The 16021-nt window shown below is 69.4% G+C and carries 17 protein-coding genes; 6 read left to right on the top strand and 11 right to left on the bottom strand.

Annotated features, from left to right (window positions below; all coding sequences use genetic code 11):
• The 4 genes from QK444_RS17095 to QK444_RS17080 form a co-directional block, all read right to left on the bottom strand.
• The coding region (locus tag QK444_RS17095; protein ID WP_282781467.1) for a long-chain fatty acid--CoA ligase at positions 1-1772 on the bottom strand (1772 nt) is incomplete at its 3' end.
• Between the two features lie 141 nt (positions 1773-1913).
• On the bottom strand, positions 1914-2423 hold the full coding sequence (locus QK444_RS17090) for a hypothetical protein (protein ID WP_282781465.1): 510 nt from the start codon (positions 2421-2423) through the stop codon (positions 1914-1916).
• A gap of 62 nt (positions 2424-2485) precedes the next feature.
• The gene (locus QK444_RS17085) at positions 2486-3313 is read right to left on the bottom strand and encodes a GTP cyclohydrolase (RefSeq protein ID WP_282781463.1); all 828 of its coding nucleotides are present in this window, start codon (positions 3311-3313) and stop codon (positions 2486-2488) included.
• 82 nt (positions 3314-3395) lie between these two features.
• Entirely contained in the window at positions 3396-4892 is a 1497-nt protein-coding gene (locus QK444_RS17080) for a PfkB family carbohydrate kinase (RefSeq protein WP_282781461.1), read from the bottom strand.
• A gap of 418 nt (positions 4893-5310) precedes the next feature.
• Here QK444_RS17080 and QK444_RS17075 point away from each other — a divergent pair, with 418 nt between their 5' ends.
• From QK444_RS17075 to QK444_RS17065, 3 genes are all read left to right on the top strand, one after another.
• Complete coding sequence (locus tag QK444_RS17075; protein WP_143980896.1) at positions 5311-5604, top strand: hypothetical protein; 294 nt, start codon at positions 5311-5313, stop codon at positions 5602-5604.
• Entirely contained in the window at positions 5601-5885 is a 285-nt protein-coding gene (locus tag QK444_RS17070) for a hypothetical protein (protein ID WP_282781459.1), read from the top strand. Before QK444_RS17075 ends, QK444_RS17070 begins: the two co-directional genes overlap by 4 nt.
• 112 nt (positions 5886-5997) lie before the next feature.
• Positions 5998-6405 (top strand): hypothetical protein, encoded by a 408-nt coding sequence (locus tag QK444_RS17065; RefSeq protein ID WP_282781458.1) that lies wholly within the window; start codon positions 5998-6000, stop codon positions 6403-6405.
• Positions 6406-6727: 322 nt separating this feature from the next.
• On the opposite strand, the gene QK444_RS17060 is transcribed toward QK444_RS17065, so the two are convergent.
• The 3 genes from QK444_RS17060 to QK444_RS17050 are packed head-to-tail and all read right to left on the bottom strand — an operon-like array spanning position 6728 to position 9101.
• Positions 6728-7810, bottom strand: a complete 1083-nt coding sequence (locus tag QK444_RS17060) for a quinone-dependent dihydroorotate dehydrogenase (protein WP_282781470.1) — start codon at positions 7808-7810, stop codon at positions 6728-6730.
• A 14-nt stretch (positions 7811-7824) separates the two neighbouring features.
• Entirely contained in the window at positions 7825-8085 is a 261-nt protein-coding gene (locus tag QK444_RS17055) for a DUF5703 family protein (RefSeq protein ID WP_029927778.1), read from the bottom strand.
• The gene (locus QK444_RS17050) at positions 8085-9101 is read right to left on the bottom strand and encodes a hypothetical protein (protein ID WP_282781457.1); all 1017 of its coding nucleotides are present in this window, start codon (positions 9099-9101) and stop codon (positions 8085-8087) included. Before QK444_RS17050 ends, QK444_RS17055 begins: the two co-directional genes overlap by 1 nt.
• A 160-nt stretch (positions 9102-9261) precedes the next feature.
• On the opposite strand from QK444_RS17050, the gene QK444_RS17045 reads away from it, so the two are divergent.
• The 3 genes from QK444_RS17045 (at position 9262) to QK444_RS17035 (ending at position 12332) form a co-directional block, all read left to right on the top strand.
• Entirely contained in the window at positions 9262-9615 is a 354-nt protein-coding gene (locus QK444_RS17045) for a hypothetical protein (RefSeq protein ID WP_282781455.1), read from the top strand.
• A gap of 74 nt (positions 9616-9689) precedes the next feature.
• Entirely contained in the window at positions 9690-10226 is a 537-nt protein-coding gene (locus QK444_RS17040; RefSeq protein WP_282781452.1) for a hypothetical protein, read from the top strand.
• A gap of 3 nt (positions 10227-10229) precedes the next feature.
• The gene (locus QK444_RS17035) at positions 10230-12332 is read left to right on the top strand and encodes an MMPL family transporter (RefSeq protein ID WP_282781450.1); all 2103 of its coding nucleotides are present in this window, start codon (positions 10230-10232) and stop codon (positions 12330-12332) included.
• 51 nt (positions 12333-12383) lie between these two features.
• Here the strand turns inward: QK444_RS17035 and QK444_RS17030 are convergent, their stop codons facing one another.
• From QK444_RS17030 to QK444_RS17015, 4 genes are all read right to left on the bottom strand, one after another.
• Entirely contained in the window at positions 12384-13229 is an 846-nt protein-coding gene (locus tag QK444_RS17030) for a heme ABC transporter ATP-binding protein (protein WP_282781448.1), read from the bottom strand.
• Positions 13230-13419: 190 nt separating this feature from the next.
• Positions 13420-14508: an iron ABC transporter permease gene (locus QK444_RS17025; RefSeq protein WP_282781446.1), complete on the bottom strand. Its 1089-nt coding sequence runs from the start codon at positions 14506-14508 to the stop codon at positions 13420-13422.
• Positions 14509-14627: 119 nt separating this feature from the next.
• On the bottom strand, positions 14628-15659 hold the full coding sequence (locus tag QK444_RS17020) for an ABC transporter substrate-binding protein (RefSeq protein ID WP_282781444.1): 1032 nt from the start codon (positions 15657-15659) through the stop codon (positions 14628-14630).
• A 20-nt stretch (positions 15660-15679) separates the two neighbouring features.
• Positions 15680-16021 (bottom strand): aldo/keto reductase (locus QK444_RS17015; protein ID WP_282781442.1); only part of this gene is annotated, 342 nt, incomplete at its 5' end.

The following is a 16021-nucleotide window of genomic DNA, read 5'->3' as shown; positions in this document are numbered from 1 at the left end:
GCCGCGTACTTGGTCGCGATCGGGTTGCGCTTGAGCTTCAGGGTCGGGGTGAGCTCGTCGCCGCCCGGATCCCACGCCTGCGGAACGATGACGAACCGCTTGATCTGCTCCACGCGGGACAGCTTGGAGTTGGCGACCTGCACCGCGGCCAGGATCTCGTCGACGATCTCCTGCTTGGTGGCCAGCGACGGGACGTCCGCGTCGGGCGTGCCGAGGTTCTTGGCGCGCACGGCGGCGGTGTCCGGATCGAGAACGACCAGCGCGGCGATGTAGGGCTTGGCGTCACCGATGGCGACGACCTGGCCGACCAGCGAGGACGCGGCCTTGACCGTGTTCTCGATATTGGTCGGGGACAGGTTCTTGCCCGCCTCGTTGATGATCAGTTCCTTCTTGCGGTCCACGATGTGGACGTAGCCGTCCCCGTCGATGGTGGCCACGTCGCCGGTGTGCAGCCAGCCGTCGGCGTCGATGGCCTCGGCGGTCTTCTCCGGCATCTTGCGGTAGCCGCGCGTGACGATGGGGCCGCGAATCAGCAGCTCACCGTCCTCGCCCAGCTTGATCTCGGCGCCATCGAGCACGCGACCCACCGAACCGGGGCGGGGCTTGTCGAGTTCGGTGAAGGTGCCGACGCCGGAGGTCTCCGACATGCCCCACACCTCGGTGACCGTGAAGCCCAGGCCCAGCATGTACTCCAGGGTCTCCGGCGGAATGGCGGCCGCGCCGGAGGCGGCGACCTTCAGCTCGTCCAGGCCCAGCGCGTGGCGCAGCTTGGACAGCACCAGCGCGTCGGCCAGCTTGTGCTGCACCGACAGCACCGGACCGCGGCCCTTACCGGCCAGGTCGGCGCGGGCGGCCTGGACACCGGTGGCGATGGCCCAGTTGGCGAGCGACTGCTTGGCGCCGCTGAATTCGGTGGCGATCTTGGCCTCGATACCGGCCTTGATCTTCTGCCAGACGCGCGGCACGCCGAAGAAGGCGGTCGGGCGGGCGTCCGGCAGCGCCGCGGCGATCTCGCGCGGGTCCGGGACGGTGGTCATCTGCACGCCGGTGAACAGGTTGGCGCAGTGTCCGGAGATGCGGTCGGCGACGTGCGCGGCCGGGAGGTACGAGACCGAGCGGTCGTCGAAGCCGACGATCAGGGGACCGGTGAGCAGACCCTTGATCTGCGCGACCACATTGCTGTGGGTGAGTTCCACGCCCTTGGACGGGCCGGTGGTGCCGGAGGTGTAGATCAGGGTCGCCACATCGTCGGGCTCGACCGCACGCCAGGCGGCGTCGAAGTCGAAGCCCTCCAGCGGGGCGGCCTCCACCTCGGCCAGCGAGACGGTGCCCGCCGCCGAACCCTCGACCAGCACGATGTGCTCGAGCTCCACGCCCGCGCCGCGCACCGCGTCCAGGAATACCGGCTCGGTGATGACCACCTTGTTCTCGGCATTGGTGAACAGGTGGTTGATCTGCTCCGGCGAGGAGGTGTTGTAGATCGAGAACGGCGTCGCGCCCAGATGTAGCGCCGCGGTGTCCACGAGATTGAATTCGGGCCGGTTGGTCAGCATGATCCCGACAGTGTCACCGTGCCCCACCCCGAGCCCCGCCAGTCCGGCGGCGATGCTGCGCACCCGCTCCCCGTACTGCTTCCAGGTGATCTGCTGAGTCCCACCCACGGTCCGCAACGCGACCTGGTCCGGCCGCACCGTCAGCGTCTCCTGAAACGCCTCCGGAATCGTGTAGACCGTTTTGCCCGATTTGTGCGTATAGCCGATGTCTGTCGTCATATCCCTGCTTCCGATTCTCCTGACCACCGCGCCCGACGCGCCCCCACGCGGACCCTCGCCCCCGGAGCTGATCCGCTACCGGTCGACTCCGACCCACGCCTGGTGACACGCCCCACATGTGGCACGGCTCACTCATCGTAATCACATCGGGGGTGCCGTGTCGCGTGCTACCCCGTCACACCGAGGATTCGACGAGCCCACCCGCAGCCACGTGCGCAGTTTCGTCGGCAATCCGCGGATTCGTCCGGCACGCACGCGGCGGCGAATCGGCACCTGAATCGCGGTGAGCCCCGCCGCGCACAATGCCGTGGCGTCCGCTGCACGGTCGGTCAGCAGCTTGACCGAATTCAGGCTCAATTCGTCGCTGAGAAACCTCGCCAACCGCTCGTAGATCTCACTGTCGAGCATCCGTTCCACGCCCGTGGACCCGGCTTCATCACAGTCGTCGTGTTCGAGGTAGATCAAGACACCGGCACGTGCGGCCTGGATGCAGTCCATCGAGTCTCGCAGCCGTGAACCGCAGGAACAATTCTCGCAGCCCAGCGCATCGCCGTACAGGCAGCGCGCATGGATTCGCACGAGGCAATCATTGGTGATCTCACCGAACAACACCGCATGCCCACCGAGGTCCAGTTCGACGACTGTGCTCACCCACATCGGTCGCCCCTTGCGAGTCAGTGAGTGTGCGGTTTCGGCGACAAACGCCGCATCGCTCACAGGCCGCTCCGTACCCGGATGCGACGACCGAAAAAGGTCGGTCGGCACAGCGGCCGCCCGCGCAACCTCGTCGTGGAAAGTGCGACCAGAATCAGGGGGTAAGGCAGCACGGCCACGACCACCGCAGAGGTCGGACAGTGTTCGTCCGCCAGTACCAGCAGCGCGCCCACGGCGGACGCGGCCGCCATGGTGATGTGCTTCGCGGCCGTCGCGAGCCGCCACACCATCCGTGGCCAGAGGCGGTGGCTACAGACGTCACGTTTGGCTTCCAGGTACGACATGGCTCTGCCGCTACGCGGCCTGGTACGCAGCGGCACTGCGGTGACCGTGAAGCGGTCGGCCAGCGCCGACACCTTGCTCGGATTGTTGGTCAGCAACCGAATCGATGCCAGCCCCAGATCGGCCAACCGGTCGGCGGCGACGTCGTAGCGCCGAGAGTCATTGCCGTGACCGAGCCTCTGGTAGCTGGCAAACGTATCGAGCCCCTCCCGCTCGGTCAGACTCAGCCCCATCGCCTTGACGACCAGACCAGCTCCGCGTCCTTCCTGCTCGAGGTAGAGGAGCACGCCCGAGCCTTCCCGCTGGATCAGATCCAGCGCCTTGGCGAGCTGAGGCCCACAGTCGCAGTCGTCGGAAGAGAGGGCATCGCCGTAGAGACACCGCGAGTGGATTCGTACCAGGCAGCCGTTCGCGGGCTCGCCGAAAACGAGCATCCGGCCGACCGAGCCGAGGTCGACGGAACGAACGCGAACATCGACACCACGTCTCCGCAGGAGACGACCTGCTCCAGCCAGTGGCGTGGTCAGGTACTCGATAGACGGCACGGGCGGACGATACCGCTCGCGGCAGCGAAGGTCAGGACAAAACATGCAACATACGGCGCGTTTTGCTCTGGTTGACCGATACTCACCAGTTCTCCACAACCGCGTCGATGCGATCGGCCGAGATCGCGTCCGTTCCCGCGGAACGATTGCGGACGCTGCCACCGCGGGCGGCGACCAGCGCGGCCGTCGCCCAGACGAAGTCGTCGTCGCCCGCCGGTCTGCGCGCGGTGGTCAGCCGATACGCCAGCGCCACCACGAACGGTGCGTAGCTCTCGCACGTACCGGCTGATTCGAATCGGTCCACGATGAACCGGCCCGTCGGCGAGTTGACGGTGCATCGGTAGCCTTCGATAGTGCACACCGCGCCAACTCCCTTGTCGAGCAGGGTCGACGACACATCGACGTCGGTGGGTCGATCGGCCACCAGCGCGGCCAACTCCGCAGGGGTGCCCACCGCGTAGTGGACACCGCGCAGGTCTTCCCGAAGATGTGCCGGACCCCGCAATGGCGGGGAGGCGCTGACGATGACCCATGGGCTCGCGGCGCGGGTCCGCACCGAATCGAGCACCCATTCGACCATCTGTGCCGACTGTTCGAAGGTCAGTATCACGACGTCGGATGCCATGAGTGCCGAACGAACGGCCGCATGATCGTGCTCGCGAGCCAGGAAGTTCAATCGCTCGTCCTTGTAAGCGATGGTGGCCGAATCACCCTGTTCGGGGACGAGAACGGCTGTGACCGGCGTGCGCGCGCCCGCGACAATGCTGACGAGTCCGGTATCGACCTCGCACTTCTGGAGATAGGCAAGAACGTCGTCACCGTCTTCGTCATCCCCCACGGCACAGACCAGATGTGTGAACAAGCCCAGCTGGGCGCTGGCGACGGCGCGGTTGAGTCCCTTGCCACCGGGTCGCCGTTTCAGATCTCCCCACGCACTCGCACCCGGCCCCGGGATCTCGTTCACCGCGTAGGTATGGTCGACGACAGCGTCACCGACAATCGTGACGACACCGCTGTTGAGTCTCGACTCTTGCTCCGCGGGAATGATTTCCGTCATCACCAACGCGCTCGCCCCCGTCAACAGGCCGGCCAGCGCATCGAACGCACGACGTTCGCGCACCCCGCGTAACGCCCGATCGCTCGGGCTGTCGGAGACTTTCGAGACCCCGAGCGCATGATGCAGCGACTGCCAGCACGCGGCGAGATACTCACGCCGGAACCTCAGTTCTTCGGCGTAGAGCCGACGCGGATCACAGCCGGGTGGCGGATTCTTCTGTAGCAGTTTGAGGTTCAGCTCCACATCGACGATCAGCCGCTCGGATGCCGGAAGTTTTCTCGCCAAGCCGGTGAGGGCATACACCAGCGCCTCGTGCGGCTCCAGGCCGAGGCGACGAGCCAGACGACGGACGACAGGCAATTCGAGTAGCAGATCGATCTCGATCTCGGTGCTGTGCAACCTATCCAGGCTCAGACCTGACCGCTTGCGCAGTCGGAGCAGGATGTCGCGCACGGCGATGACGCCGGGATCCTGCGGGACCGGTGCAGGGGCGGCTTTGCGCGGACTGTGTTGCCTCACCATTCGCTACCTACAGTACCGTTGACCAGGTTTAACACACAGCGAAAGCGTCAATCTCCTTGTAGTAAACGGCAATAGCCGAATTCGGGGGGCAAATGCCATCCTAAGTTCGGTGAACCCGCACCACCAGACATTCGGGAGGTTCTGGTGTACGGAGTGATTCTCCCCAGGCGACGGATTCGCAGGTCTCCTCGGCCGGCCCCCAGCGAGAACGATACCGGGCTGGCCATAAATCCCGAGCGCTGCTAGGCGGAATATCCACCCGTCTGGACGCTTCGACGCCACCAGCCCTGTCGTCGCCCTGTCGAGCCATCCGCAGAATTCACCTCCGGTCGGTCCCGCGTGGACCGACCGTGTCCGGACATACCCGAAATCGCAAACCGTGCAGGGGCGACGACTCCAATCCCCCGGGAGACCCGTCGTGATCTACGAGAGCAGCCGATCCATCACCAGCAGCCGCACCCAGGAGTGGGCGCGTCGGAGTGCCGATGCGGTGGAACCGGCGTGGGTGCTCAGTTGGTGGCCGGAGCGGCGGTTCACGAGGGAGCAGGCGCGGGCGGGGATGGAGCTCACCGAATTGCTCAGTGAGCCTGAGGATCAGCGGGATTCCGGGGCGGGGCGGCGGGGTGCGGAGATCGCGCGCGAACTCGGGATCACCGTGGCGGAGGCGGTGTCCGTTCTTTACCGGCGCAGACTGGAGCGGGGGGAAGCATGACGATCTATGTGGCGGACTGGCAGATGACCAGTGATCTCACCGGCGAGGTCGCGCACAAGCTGGCGGATCGGTGGGAGTTGGCGTGGCGGTTGAGTTGGCTGCCGGAGCGATTGGTGTCGCGGGCGCAGGCGCTGGCGGGGATGGAGCTTGCGGAGATCTTCTCGGGGGATCACTACCGACGAGATGTGATCGTGGCCGCGCGGGCGATCGTCAGTGCCGACGAACTCGGTATAGCCGTGGAGGAAGCGATGTATGTGCTCATGCGGCGGCGCGGGGCGTGAGTCCCGAGCCCGAAGTGGGCGACAGCCCCGGCACGGGCGACCGCCCGTGCCGGATACACACGGCGGGGTGGGCGGAAACCTGCCCCTCCCGCGGTGTCGATGGGAGGACCCAGTGGCAATCGACAACACAGAATGGGCCATTACCAGCGATATCACCCCGGAGTACGCGTTCCGCGTACCCGAGGGTGGTGCGCGGGCGTGGCGCCTGAGCTGGTTGCCCGAACACCGGCTCACCCGGGAGCAGGCCCGGGCGGGGATGGAATTGGACGAACTGCTGTCGGATCCGGAGGTGGTGTACGACGGGGGAGCGCACGGTCGCGCCGCCGACCTGGCCGACACGGTGGGCGTCCTGGTCGAACAGGCGGTGCTCACGCTCGCGTGCCGGATGGCCGAACGCCTGACCGCAGCCCCGGGCGACCCGCCCGCACCGTCGCCGGCAAGGCCGGAACCGGTGCTGTCCGGATGGGCCCGGCGCCACCCGGCGGTGACGGGAGCACGCTCACGCCATCGCTGGATGTGATTGCACGCGGTGCGTATTCGCATCGCAGGCAGGAGACGCCGCCACGAGGACGTCCGGGCCGATCGTGCCGCGGCCCGGACTCCGTCGGTACCGAGCGACCTGACGCTGGGCGAAGTCCCACCGCGCCAGAGCGATTCCCCCCGGAAGACCGTGGGTCGGGACTCGCTCGCCTGGGGACGGTGGCCGACGACTACCGCCTCGACCGCTGCGATATCGCGGGAGCGCTCATCTGCCTGGTCGGCGTGGCGATCCGTTCGGTGTGAGCGCGGGCACCGCGCCGCGATCACCCGGTCGGCGCTGCCTGCTGCCAGCCGGTGGCGGTTCAGGCGTTGCGCGCGCGGTGTCCCGCGCCGACCGCCTGGCTCAGGTTCGCATACCCGTTGGCGCGCAGCCTGTCCGCGAGGCCGCGGTGGATGCGGCGAGCCCAGAACGGCCCGCCGTAGATGAAGCCGGTGTAGCCCTGCAGCAGGCTCGCTCCGGCGAGGATGCGCTCCCACGCCTGGTCGGCGGTTTCGATGCCGCCGACCGAGATGAGCACCAGCCTGTCGCCGACGCGGGCGTAGAGGCGGCGCAGCACCTCGAGGGAGCGGTCGGCGACCGGGGGACCGGAGAGTCCGCCCGCGCCCAGGGGCTCCACCTCGGCGGCGGGGGTGCGCAGGCCGTCGCGGCGGATGGTGGTGTTGGTGGCGACGATTCCGGCCAGGCCGAGTTCCACGGCGAGGTCGGCGACCGCGTCGATATCGTCGTCGGACAGATCGGGGGCGATCTTGACCAGCACCGGCACCTCGACGCTGTCGAGTACCGCGCGCAGCAGCGGACGCAGCGATTCCACCGCTTGCAGATCGCGCAGGCCGGGGGTGTTGGGGGAACTGACGTTCACGACCACGAAGTCGGCGAGCGGGCCGAGCAGGGTGGCGCTGACCGCGTAGTCGGCGGCGGCGTCGGCGGCCTCCACCACCTTGGTCTTGCCGATGTTCGCACCGATGGGCACGCCGCCGGTGCGCCGATGCGCCAGATTGTCGGCGGCCGCGACGGCACCGTGGTTGTTGAAACCCATGCGGTTGATGAGAGCCCGGTCGGCGGGCAACCGGAACAGGCGCGGGGCGGGATTGCCCGGCTGCGCCTGCGCGGTCACCGTGCCGATCTCGGCGTACCCGAAGCCGATCGGTCCCCAGGTGTCGACACCGTCGGCGTTCTTGTCGAAGCCCGCGGCCAGGCCCAGCGGCGACGGGAAGTCGACGCCGAAGGCGGTGGTGCGCAGGATCGGATCGTCGACGACGAGCAGTTTCGACACCGCCCAACGGGTGGGCGCGAATCGGGTGGCCATGCGCATGGCCCCGAACGCGAGGTGGTGGATGCGTTCCGGCGGGAGCAGGAACATCATCTTGAGCAGCAGCGAGTACAGAAAGGCCCCCATGGTCACATCGCCGCCTCGGGGGCGGCCGTGGATAGAGCGGTTTTGCGGCGGCGCAGCAGGACGCGGCGGCTGCCGTCGGTGTAGGCGCGCACGCGTGACAGTTCCCACCCCCCGAATTCGGCCTGGATGGCCAGCCGCATGGAGGCGGTGACCCGGGTGACGTCGGGAGGTAGCCGCAACGGTATGTATTCGTACTCGTCGCTGGTGTCCTCCCAGCCCGCCGGTAGTGAGCGCTGTCGCGCCGATCGTGAGGCCCCGGCCATCACTGCCCCTTTCGCTGATCCGCGGCGATCCGCTGTAGACCGTCACCGGTCCCGGACCCCACGAACATGTCGCCGCTCCGGCTGTCGATGGTCACCGTGTCGGGCTGGCGCACCGTCGGGTAGCGTCCCACCTCTTCCGGTATACCCGTCGACAGGTCGTAGCCGACGACCTCGTTTGTGCCTGTCAGCGTCACCCACACGGTCTCGGACCGCTGATCGTAGGCGAGTGCGTAGGGCGACGAGCCTACCGGGAACCGCTGGCGCAGCACGAGCGGATCGACGGTGTAGACCAGCAGCTCACCGCCCGCGGTGTCGGTGACGAGAAGGCGACCGAAGTGGTCGCCGATCATGGCGCCGGCACCGTCGCCGGTGCGCAGCATCAACCCGGGACGGTTGTCGTCCAGGTCGAGTTCGGTGACGAGGGTCTGGCGGCGGTCCAATGCCGCGACCTGCTCGTTCACGGCCACCACCGTGTCGGCGGAGACCAGGCCCCGCACGGTGTGGCCGAGCGTGCCCGCGGCGTCGAGGATCAGGACCCGTCCGTCGGCGAGGCCGACCGCGTACCCGCCGTCGGGGCGCGGTGCGGCGGTGCGGGCGTCACCGTCGACCGCGAGTTCGGTGATCGCGCCGGTGGCGGCGTTCACGCGCAGCAGCCGATCCGGCGCGGGGGCGAGGATCTCACCGGGTGCGCCCGCGGCGAGCGACGCCGCCGCGACGGGCAGCGGGATGGTGCGTTCCGTGGCGGGGGAGCGGCCACGATCGATGAGCCGCAATGCTTTTCGGTCCTCGGTGAGCACGGCGAGCACACCGGTCTCCGGCTCGGCCAGCAGTGCCGTGACGGGCGGGCTCGGGCTCACCTCGCCGATGGGGGTGGCGGTGGCGGCGGGTGCGCTCGCGGGGGCGGCCGGTTCCCGCGTCGGTTTGTCGGAGGTGTCGCCTCCCGACGAACAGCCCGCGAGCAGGGTTACCGCCGCCGCGCCCGCGAGGGCGCAACGGATCCAGCCGCGACGGCGCATGCACCGAACTCCTTTGTCCTCCGACGAACCCATGCGTTCCTCTTCATCTGACCATGATGCGCTGCCGTGCCCGCCGGGCGGGGGTGTTCGGGGCGGCGCGCCGTCGGCGGCAAAGGTTACGGTGGAAGTGAACACCGAGCAGCATCAGGGAGAGCGGTTGGTGACAGACCACACATCCGGATTCGCCGTGGACGATGTGACCGTGGGTCGCTACGCGCACGGGTTCGGCGTCACCGGCGACGGCCGGACCTTCGCCTTCCGCACGGTCCGTTCCCTGCTCGTGCTCGAGATCTACCGCGAGGATCTCGACACCGATGTCCCCGACGCGGCCGATGTGGTCGCGGTCGCGCAGGCCACTGTGGCCGATATCGATCTCGACGACGAGCGCAGCGTGGTGGCGCTGGTGCGCGATCTGATCCCGCAGGCCACGCCGGTGGCGGCCGCGCAGCCGCGCGAAACCACCACGGTACGAGCGTTTTTGGGCCGTCTGAGCGCCGTCATCGACGGAATATGACCTGCCGACCGGTCGGTCCTGCTCGCGCATGATTGACTAGGGGCAAGCAACATCAGTTCGACGCGAGGAAGTTGATGGCACTTCGACGTTCGGCAGCCACCGCGCTCACCGTCTCCGTGCTCGCCGCCGCGCTCGCGGCCTGCGGCGGAGGCGGTGACGAGGAGTCGGTGTCGGCGGCCCGCTCCTCGGCCTACGCGGCGCAATCGTCGAGTTCGGCGGCCGCGGCCAGCAGCAGCGCCGCCGTGCGGGCGGCCATTCCGACCGCGGCCGAACTGGACGCGCACATCAAATCCGCGCTGGACCCGAACCTGCCGGATTCCGAGCGCACCGCCCTCATCGAGGACGGCGAAGCCTTCCGGGACGCCATTCCGGATATGTACAAGGCGCTGCAGGACAACCCGCGAGCGATCTACGGCGTGCGGGACCCGGTATTCGACAATCGCGACGGCACCCTCACCGCCACCCTGAGCCTGGACAAGGACGGCACCGGCACGAACGTGCGCACCACCGTGGTGCATTTCGTGTACACCGACGGTCGCTGGAAGATCTCGCGCACCGACCTGTGCGGCATTCTGCGGTCGGCCGACTACACGACCGCGGCCTGCGGCTGACCCATGATCGAGACCGGTTCCCTGCGGTGGGGGCGCATGATCCACCGCAACCGGTACCTGGTGTTCGCCGTATTCGCGCTGGCGGTGCTGGCGTCGGGATTCTACGGGCGGGATCTGGGCGACCGGCTGTCGCAGGAGGGCTGGTTCGACGAGTCCAGTGAATCGGTGGCGGCGTCGAAACTGGCCGACAGCACCTTCGGGCGCGACACCGATTCGGATCTGATCGTGCTCTACACCGCGCCCGCGGGGCGGACGCTGGACGATCCGGAGGTCCGCTCGGCCGTGGCGGCGGATCTGGAGCGGCTGCGCGAGCAGCACCCGGACCGGATTCTCAAGATCGACTCGTATTGGGACGGCTCACTCATGGGGCAGTTCGCCGACGCGTCGCGCACGCACGCGTTCGCCTCCATCGGGTTGCACGGCGACGGCGGCACCGAGACGGTCGACAACTATCTGGCCATCAAGGACGAGTTCGGAGCGGGAGCGCCCGGTGCCGGGCCGGGCGGCACCACCGTCCAGTTGGCGGGGCTGCAACCGGTGGTCGAGGGCATCAACACCGGGATGCAGCGGGATATCCACCGGGCCGAGCTCATCGCCCTGCCGATCGTGGCGATTCTGCTGTACTTCGTGTTCGGCGGCGTCATCGGCGCACTGCTGCCGGTGCTCATCGGCGGGATGACGATTCTGGGCAGTCAGGGCATCATGCGGCTGCTCACCGACCACATCGAGGTCAACGTCTTCGCCAGTGCCGTGGTGACCCTGGTGAGTCTGGGCCTGGCCATCGACTACGGACTGTTCGCGGTGACCCGGTTCCGGGAGGAACTGGCGAACGGCCGCGGCGTGGAGGAGGCCACGGCGCGCACGGTGGCCACGGCCGGGCGCACGGTGCTGTTCTCGGCGGCCATCATCGCGGTGAGCCTGGGCGCACTGTTCATCTACCCGAACGGGGTGCTGCGCTCGGTGCCGCTGGGCGGTATCAGTTCGGTGCTGCTGGCGGCGGTGCTGTCGGTGACGGCGCTGCCCGCTGTGCTCGGCATCGTCGGCGAGCGCATCGACCTGTGGGGCTGGCATCGGTTCGCGAGCATCCGCACCGCCGAACAGATCGACGCCGGATTCTTCTCGCGGCTGGCGGCCTTCGCCATGCGGCGGCCGTGGCTGGTGATCGTGCCGGTGGTGCTGATGCTGCTGGCGTTGATCCTGCCGTTCCGCCATATCGAGTTCGGCGGACTGAGCGAACGCTACCTGGCGGCGGACAATCCGGCCCGAACGGCACAGCAGGAGTTCGACGAACGGTTCCCCAGCTTCCGCACCGAACCGCTGAAACTGGTTGTGGTGGACGCGGATCCGCAGCAGCTCTCGGACATCCGGTACGAGGCCAACCAGCGCACGACGGGGCTGATGACCGGGCCGTTCGATCCGTTCGCACCGACCGAGGACGGGGTCACCGTGCTGGGGTCCGGGCTGATCGACAAGGCCGACGCCGATACCGCCATCGCGGCCCTGCGCGACATTCCCGATCCGCCCGGGGTGCGGGTGCTGGTCGCCGGGGTGCCCGCGCTGGAGCGCGACAGCATCCACGGCCTCATCGAGGGGCTGCCGCTGCTGGCACTGATTCTGGTCGGCGCGGCCGTCGCGCTCATGTACGCGGCGTTCCGCTCGCTGGTGCTGGCGGTGAAGGCGGTGCTCATGAGCGCGCTCAGCCTCGGTTCCACCCTGGGCATCCTGACCTGGATCTTCGTGGAGGGCCACGGCGCGGAGCTGTTCGACTTCACCCCCGGCCCGCTCATGTTCGCGGTGCTGGTGCTGATCGTGACCGTGCTGTTCGGCCTGTCCACCGACTACGAGGTGTTCCTGCAATCGCGGATGGCCGAGGCGCGCGCGGACGGTGCGCCACCCGCGGAGGCCATCCGCTACGGCATCGCCCACACCGGCGGCGTGATCACCTCGGCGGCGGCGATTCTCATCGTGGTGACGGGGGCCTTCGGCTTCTCCGATCTGGTCCTGATGAAGTACATCGCCTACGGCATGATCGCGGCACTGTTGTTGGACGCCACCGTGATTCGCATGCTGTTGACTCCGGCGGTGTTGAAACTGGTGTGGCGGTAGGTCTGGCGGTCGCGACCGGCCTGCCGCACCCGGGGAGCGGGACGTGCGCCGCTACCCGCGCACCGGCAGCACCAGTTGCGCGCCGGTGACCGGATGGTCGAGCACTTCGACCGGGTGCCGGTAGACGCCGGTGAGCAGGTCGGTGGTGAGCACCGCTCGGGGTGGGCCGTCGGCGGCGATGCGGCCGGCGTCCAGGACGGCCACCCGGTTGGCGTAGGCGGCGGCCACGCCCAGGTCGTGGACCACGACCACCACGGCCGCACCCGCGGCCGCCCGGTCGCGGGCCAAGGCCAGGATCTGTTCTTGATGCCCGAGATCCAGTGCGGCGGTGGGTTCGTCGAGGAGCAGGGTGGGGGTGTCCTGGGCGAGGACGCGGGCCAGGGCCACGCGGGCGCGTTCACCGCCGGACAGGGCCGGGAAGGTGCGGGCCGCCAGGTGGGTGACGTCGGTGGCGCGCATGGCGGCGGCGATGAACTCGTCGTCGCGGTGCTCGCGTTCGGTGCGCACCCAGGGCGCGCGGCCCATGGCGACCACCTCGCGGGCGGTGAACGGGAACCCGACGGTGTGCGATTGCGGCAGCACGGCGCGCCGGCGCGCCATGTCGAGCGGCGCCCAGTCGCTCAGCGGACGGCCGTCGAGTTCGACGGTGCCGCCGAGCAGGTCCAGCTCTCCGGTGAGGGCGGCGAGCAGGGTGGACTTGCCCGCACCGTTCGGGCCGACCAGGGCGACGATCTCCCCGGCCCGCACCTCGAAGTCGATCCCGTCCAGCACCCGGCGGCCCTTACCGCGCTCGACCACCACCCCGCGCGCGCTCAGGGTGACCGCGCCGGGCCGGGGTGCCTCCGGCAGCGCGGGTGCGCGGCCGAAAACCGTTGCGAAACCGAGCTTTCCGCTCATGCCGTGTCCTTCCGCGCGCAAGCGGCCCGCCGCCCGGCTCCCATCGTCGCCCGCAGCCGACATCCGGTCGGATGGCCCGCGCCGCGCCGCCGCCGTGTCCACGCCTGACCGCTCGTGCTGTGTTCTTCCGCGCCTCGGCCGGGCGCTGCCGCATGGTGACGGCTCGCTGCCGTCCCGCGCACCCGGCCGTTCATGCCCAGCCTCCCGCACGGGCGCGGGTGCGGCGCAGCAGCCAGAAGAAGAACGGGCCGCCCACCAGGGAGGTGAGCATGCCGAGGGGCAGGTCGGCGTTGTGCACCAGCGAGCGCGCCCCGATATCGGCGGCCAGCAATACCACCGCGCCCAGCACCGCCGACAGCGGGATGAGCACCCGGTGGGCAGGTCCGACCAGCATGCGCACCAGATGCGGCACGATCAGGCCGACGAACAGGATGATGCCGGTGAACGCCACCCCGGCAGTGGCCAGCACGGCCACGACCACGATCACGTTGCGCCGCAGCCGTTCCACGTCCACGCCCAGATGCCGGGCCGCCGACTCGCCCAGGGCCAGCAGGTCCAGTTTCGGGGCCATGAGCACGGCGGCGAGCACACCGAGCGCGGTCAGCGACGCGACCACCGCCACCGCCTGCCAGGTGGCCCCGTTCAGACTGCCCAACTGCCAGAACACGATCTGATCGCGGGCCGCCGGGGAGGCGGTGAACAGCAGGAACGACAGCACGCCCCCGGCGAAGGCGTTGATGGCCACACCCGTGAGCACCAGCGTCACCACTTCGGTGCGGCCGTTGGAGCGGGCCAGCACGTACACCAGCACCGTGGTCGCCAGCCCGGCGGCGAACGCGCCACCCGCCACCGACCAGGCGGCCGCGAACGCGCCGCCCACCACGATGACCACTCCCGCGCCGACCGCGGCTCCGGCGGATACGCCGATCACACCGGGTTCGGCCAGCGGATTGGCGAACACGCCCTGGAGCAGCGCACCGGCGGTCGCCAACGCGGCACCGACCAACGCGGCCAGCAGCACACGTGGGAAACGAACCTCCCACAGCGTCACATCCCCGGCCGGGTGCGCGGGCATCGGCCCCCAGTCGAGCCCGATGCGGTGGAAAACACTGCCCGCCACCTCGGCCGGGCTGGTCGGCACCTGCCCGACGGCCGCCGAGACGACCGCCAGCACCACCATGAGCGCCAACGCCCCCGCGAAGATGAGCGCGGTCCGCGACCAGCGAGGGCGGCCGACCGGCACAGGATCGGCAACGCTCACCGAAACCTCGTGCGGCATGGCCGGATTCGAGTCGGAACCCGCCGCCCCGGGGTCCTCGTGTCCGGCTGCCGCGCTCCCGTCACGTTCCGTCCGGGAGCCCGCGTTCGGGCGTCGGCCGGGTTCCTCCGAGCGCTCGCTCATGCCGCGTGGTCGCCGTAGACGGCCTCCGCGAGGGCGGTCAGGACACGGCCGGTGTTGGGGCCGAAGGACAGCAGGACCGCATCGGCCATATCGACCACGCGGCGGTTGCGGCCCGCCGGGGTCTGCGCGATGCCGGGGATCTTTTCCACGCCGTCGACGCCGCCGACGGAGTCGAGGCCGTCGCTCATGACGAGCAGCACGTCGGGGGCGGCGGCGATCATGGCCTCGCTGGTGATGGGCAGGAACTCCGCGGTGATGCCGGAGGCGGTGCCCGCGTCCTCGCCGCCGATGGCGGTGATGAGCGAATCGGCACCCGATCCGGGTCCGGCGATCATGGTGATGGCGGTGGAGCGCAGGTACAGGAAGGCGATGCGCGGCGGATCGTCCTGCGGCGGAACGGCTGTGCGGGCCGCCTCGATCTCGGCGCGGGTGCGCTCGCCGAGTGCCGCGCCCGCATCCGGCACGCCGAGCGCGGCGGCCACGGCCTCGATCTGCGGGACCACCCCGTCGAGGGTGCGCTTCGGATCGAAGTAGACCACGGTGATGCCGAGGGCCCGCAGCTGATCGCGGATGACCGGGGTGGCCGCGGTGGTGTCGGTGAGGAAGACGGTGGGCCGCAGGGCCGCGACGGCTTCCACATTGAGCGTGCCCGCGCCGCCGCTCACGGTCGGCAGGTCCGCGACCGCCGGGAAGGACGCGGAGTTGGAGCGGCCCACCAGGTTCGAGCCGAGTCCGAGCGCCACCACGGTCTGCGCGAGCGTCCCGTACCGGTCGGCCGCCACGATGCGGCTGATGTCGGTGACCGTGACCTCGCTGCCGTCGAAGGAGCGCACCGTGGCGGGCAGCACCGGCGTGGGTGCCGGATCGATCGGCACCGGGTCGAGGTCGCCGACCTCGGCGGTGGTGGGTCCGGTGCCCGCGGTCTCGGGACCGGCGCACGCGGTGACGCCCGCGACCAGGCTCACGCCCAGCAGCACGAGCAGGATGCGCCGGGCCGTCACCGTTCGAGCACGCACGAGACTCCTCATGCAGGCAAGGCTAGCCTGGCTCATTCTGTGCGGGCGCTCACGTCACCGAGTGCGGCCGCGATGGCCCGTGGCAGTTCCAGGGTTTCGGCGGCCAGTACACCGGTGAGCTGCCCGATATCGCGTGCGCCGACGATCATGCTCGCCACCGCGGGCTGATCCCGGATCCAGGCCAGCGCCACCGCCAGCGGTGACACCCCGAGCCCGTCGGCGGCGGTGACCAGCGCGTCCACCACCCGCACCGCCCGGTCGTCGAGCCGCGCCCGGATCTCGGCGGCGGTGGCCTCGTCCGCGCCGCGCGAATCGGCGGGCACCCCGTCCCGGTACTTGCCGGTCAGGATGCCGCCCGCCAGCGGCGCGGTGGC

Origin of the sequence: Nocardia sp. CC201C, from assembly GCF_030010695.1 — a bacterium.
GTDB lineage: Bacteria > Actinomycetota > Actinomycetes > Mycobacteriales > Mycobacteriaceae > Nocardia > Nocardia otitidiscaviarum.
The sequence above is the reverse complement of the archived record's forward strand: the minus strand, read 5'-3'. Positions and strand labels throughout refer to the sequence as shown.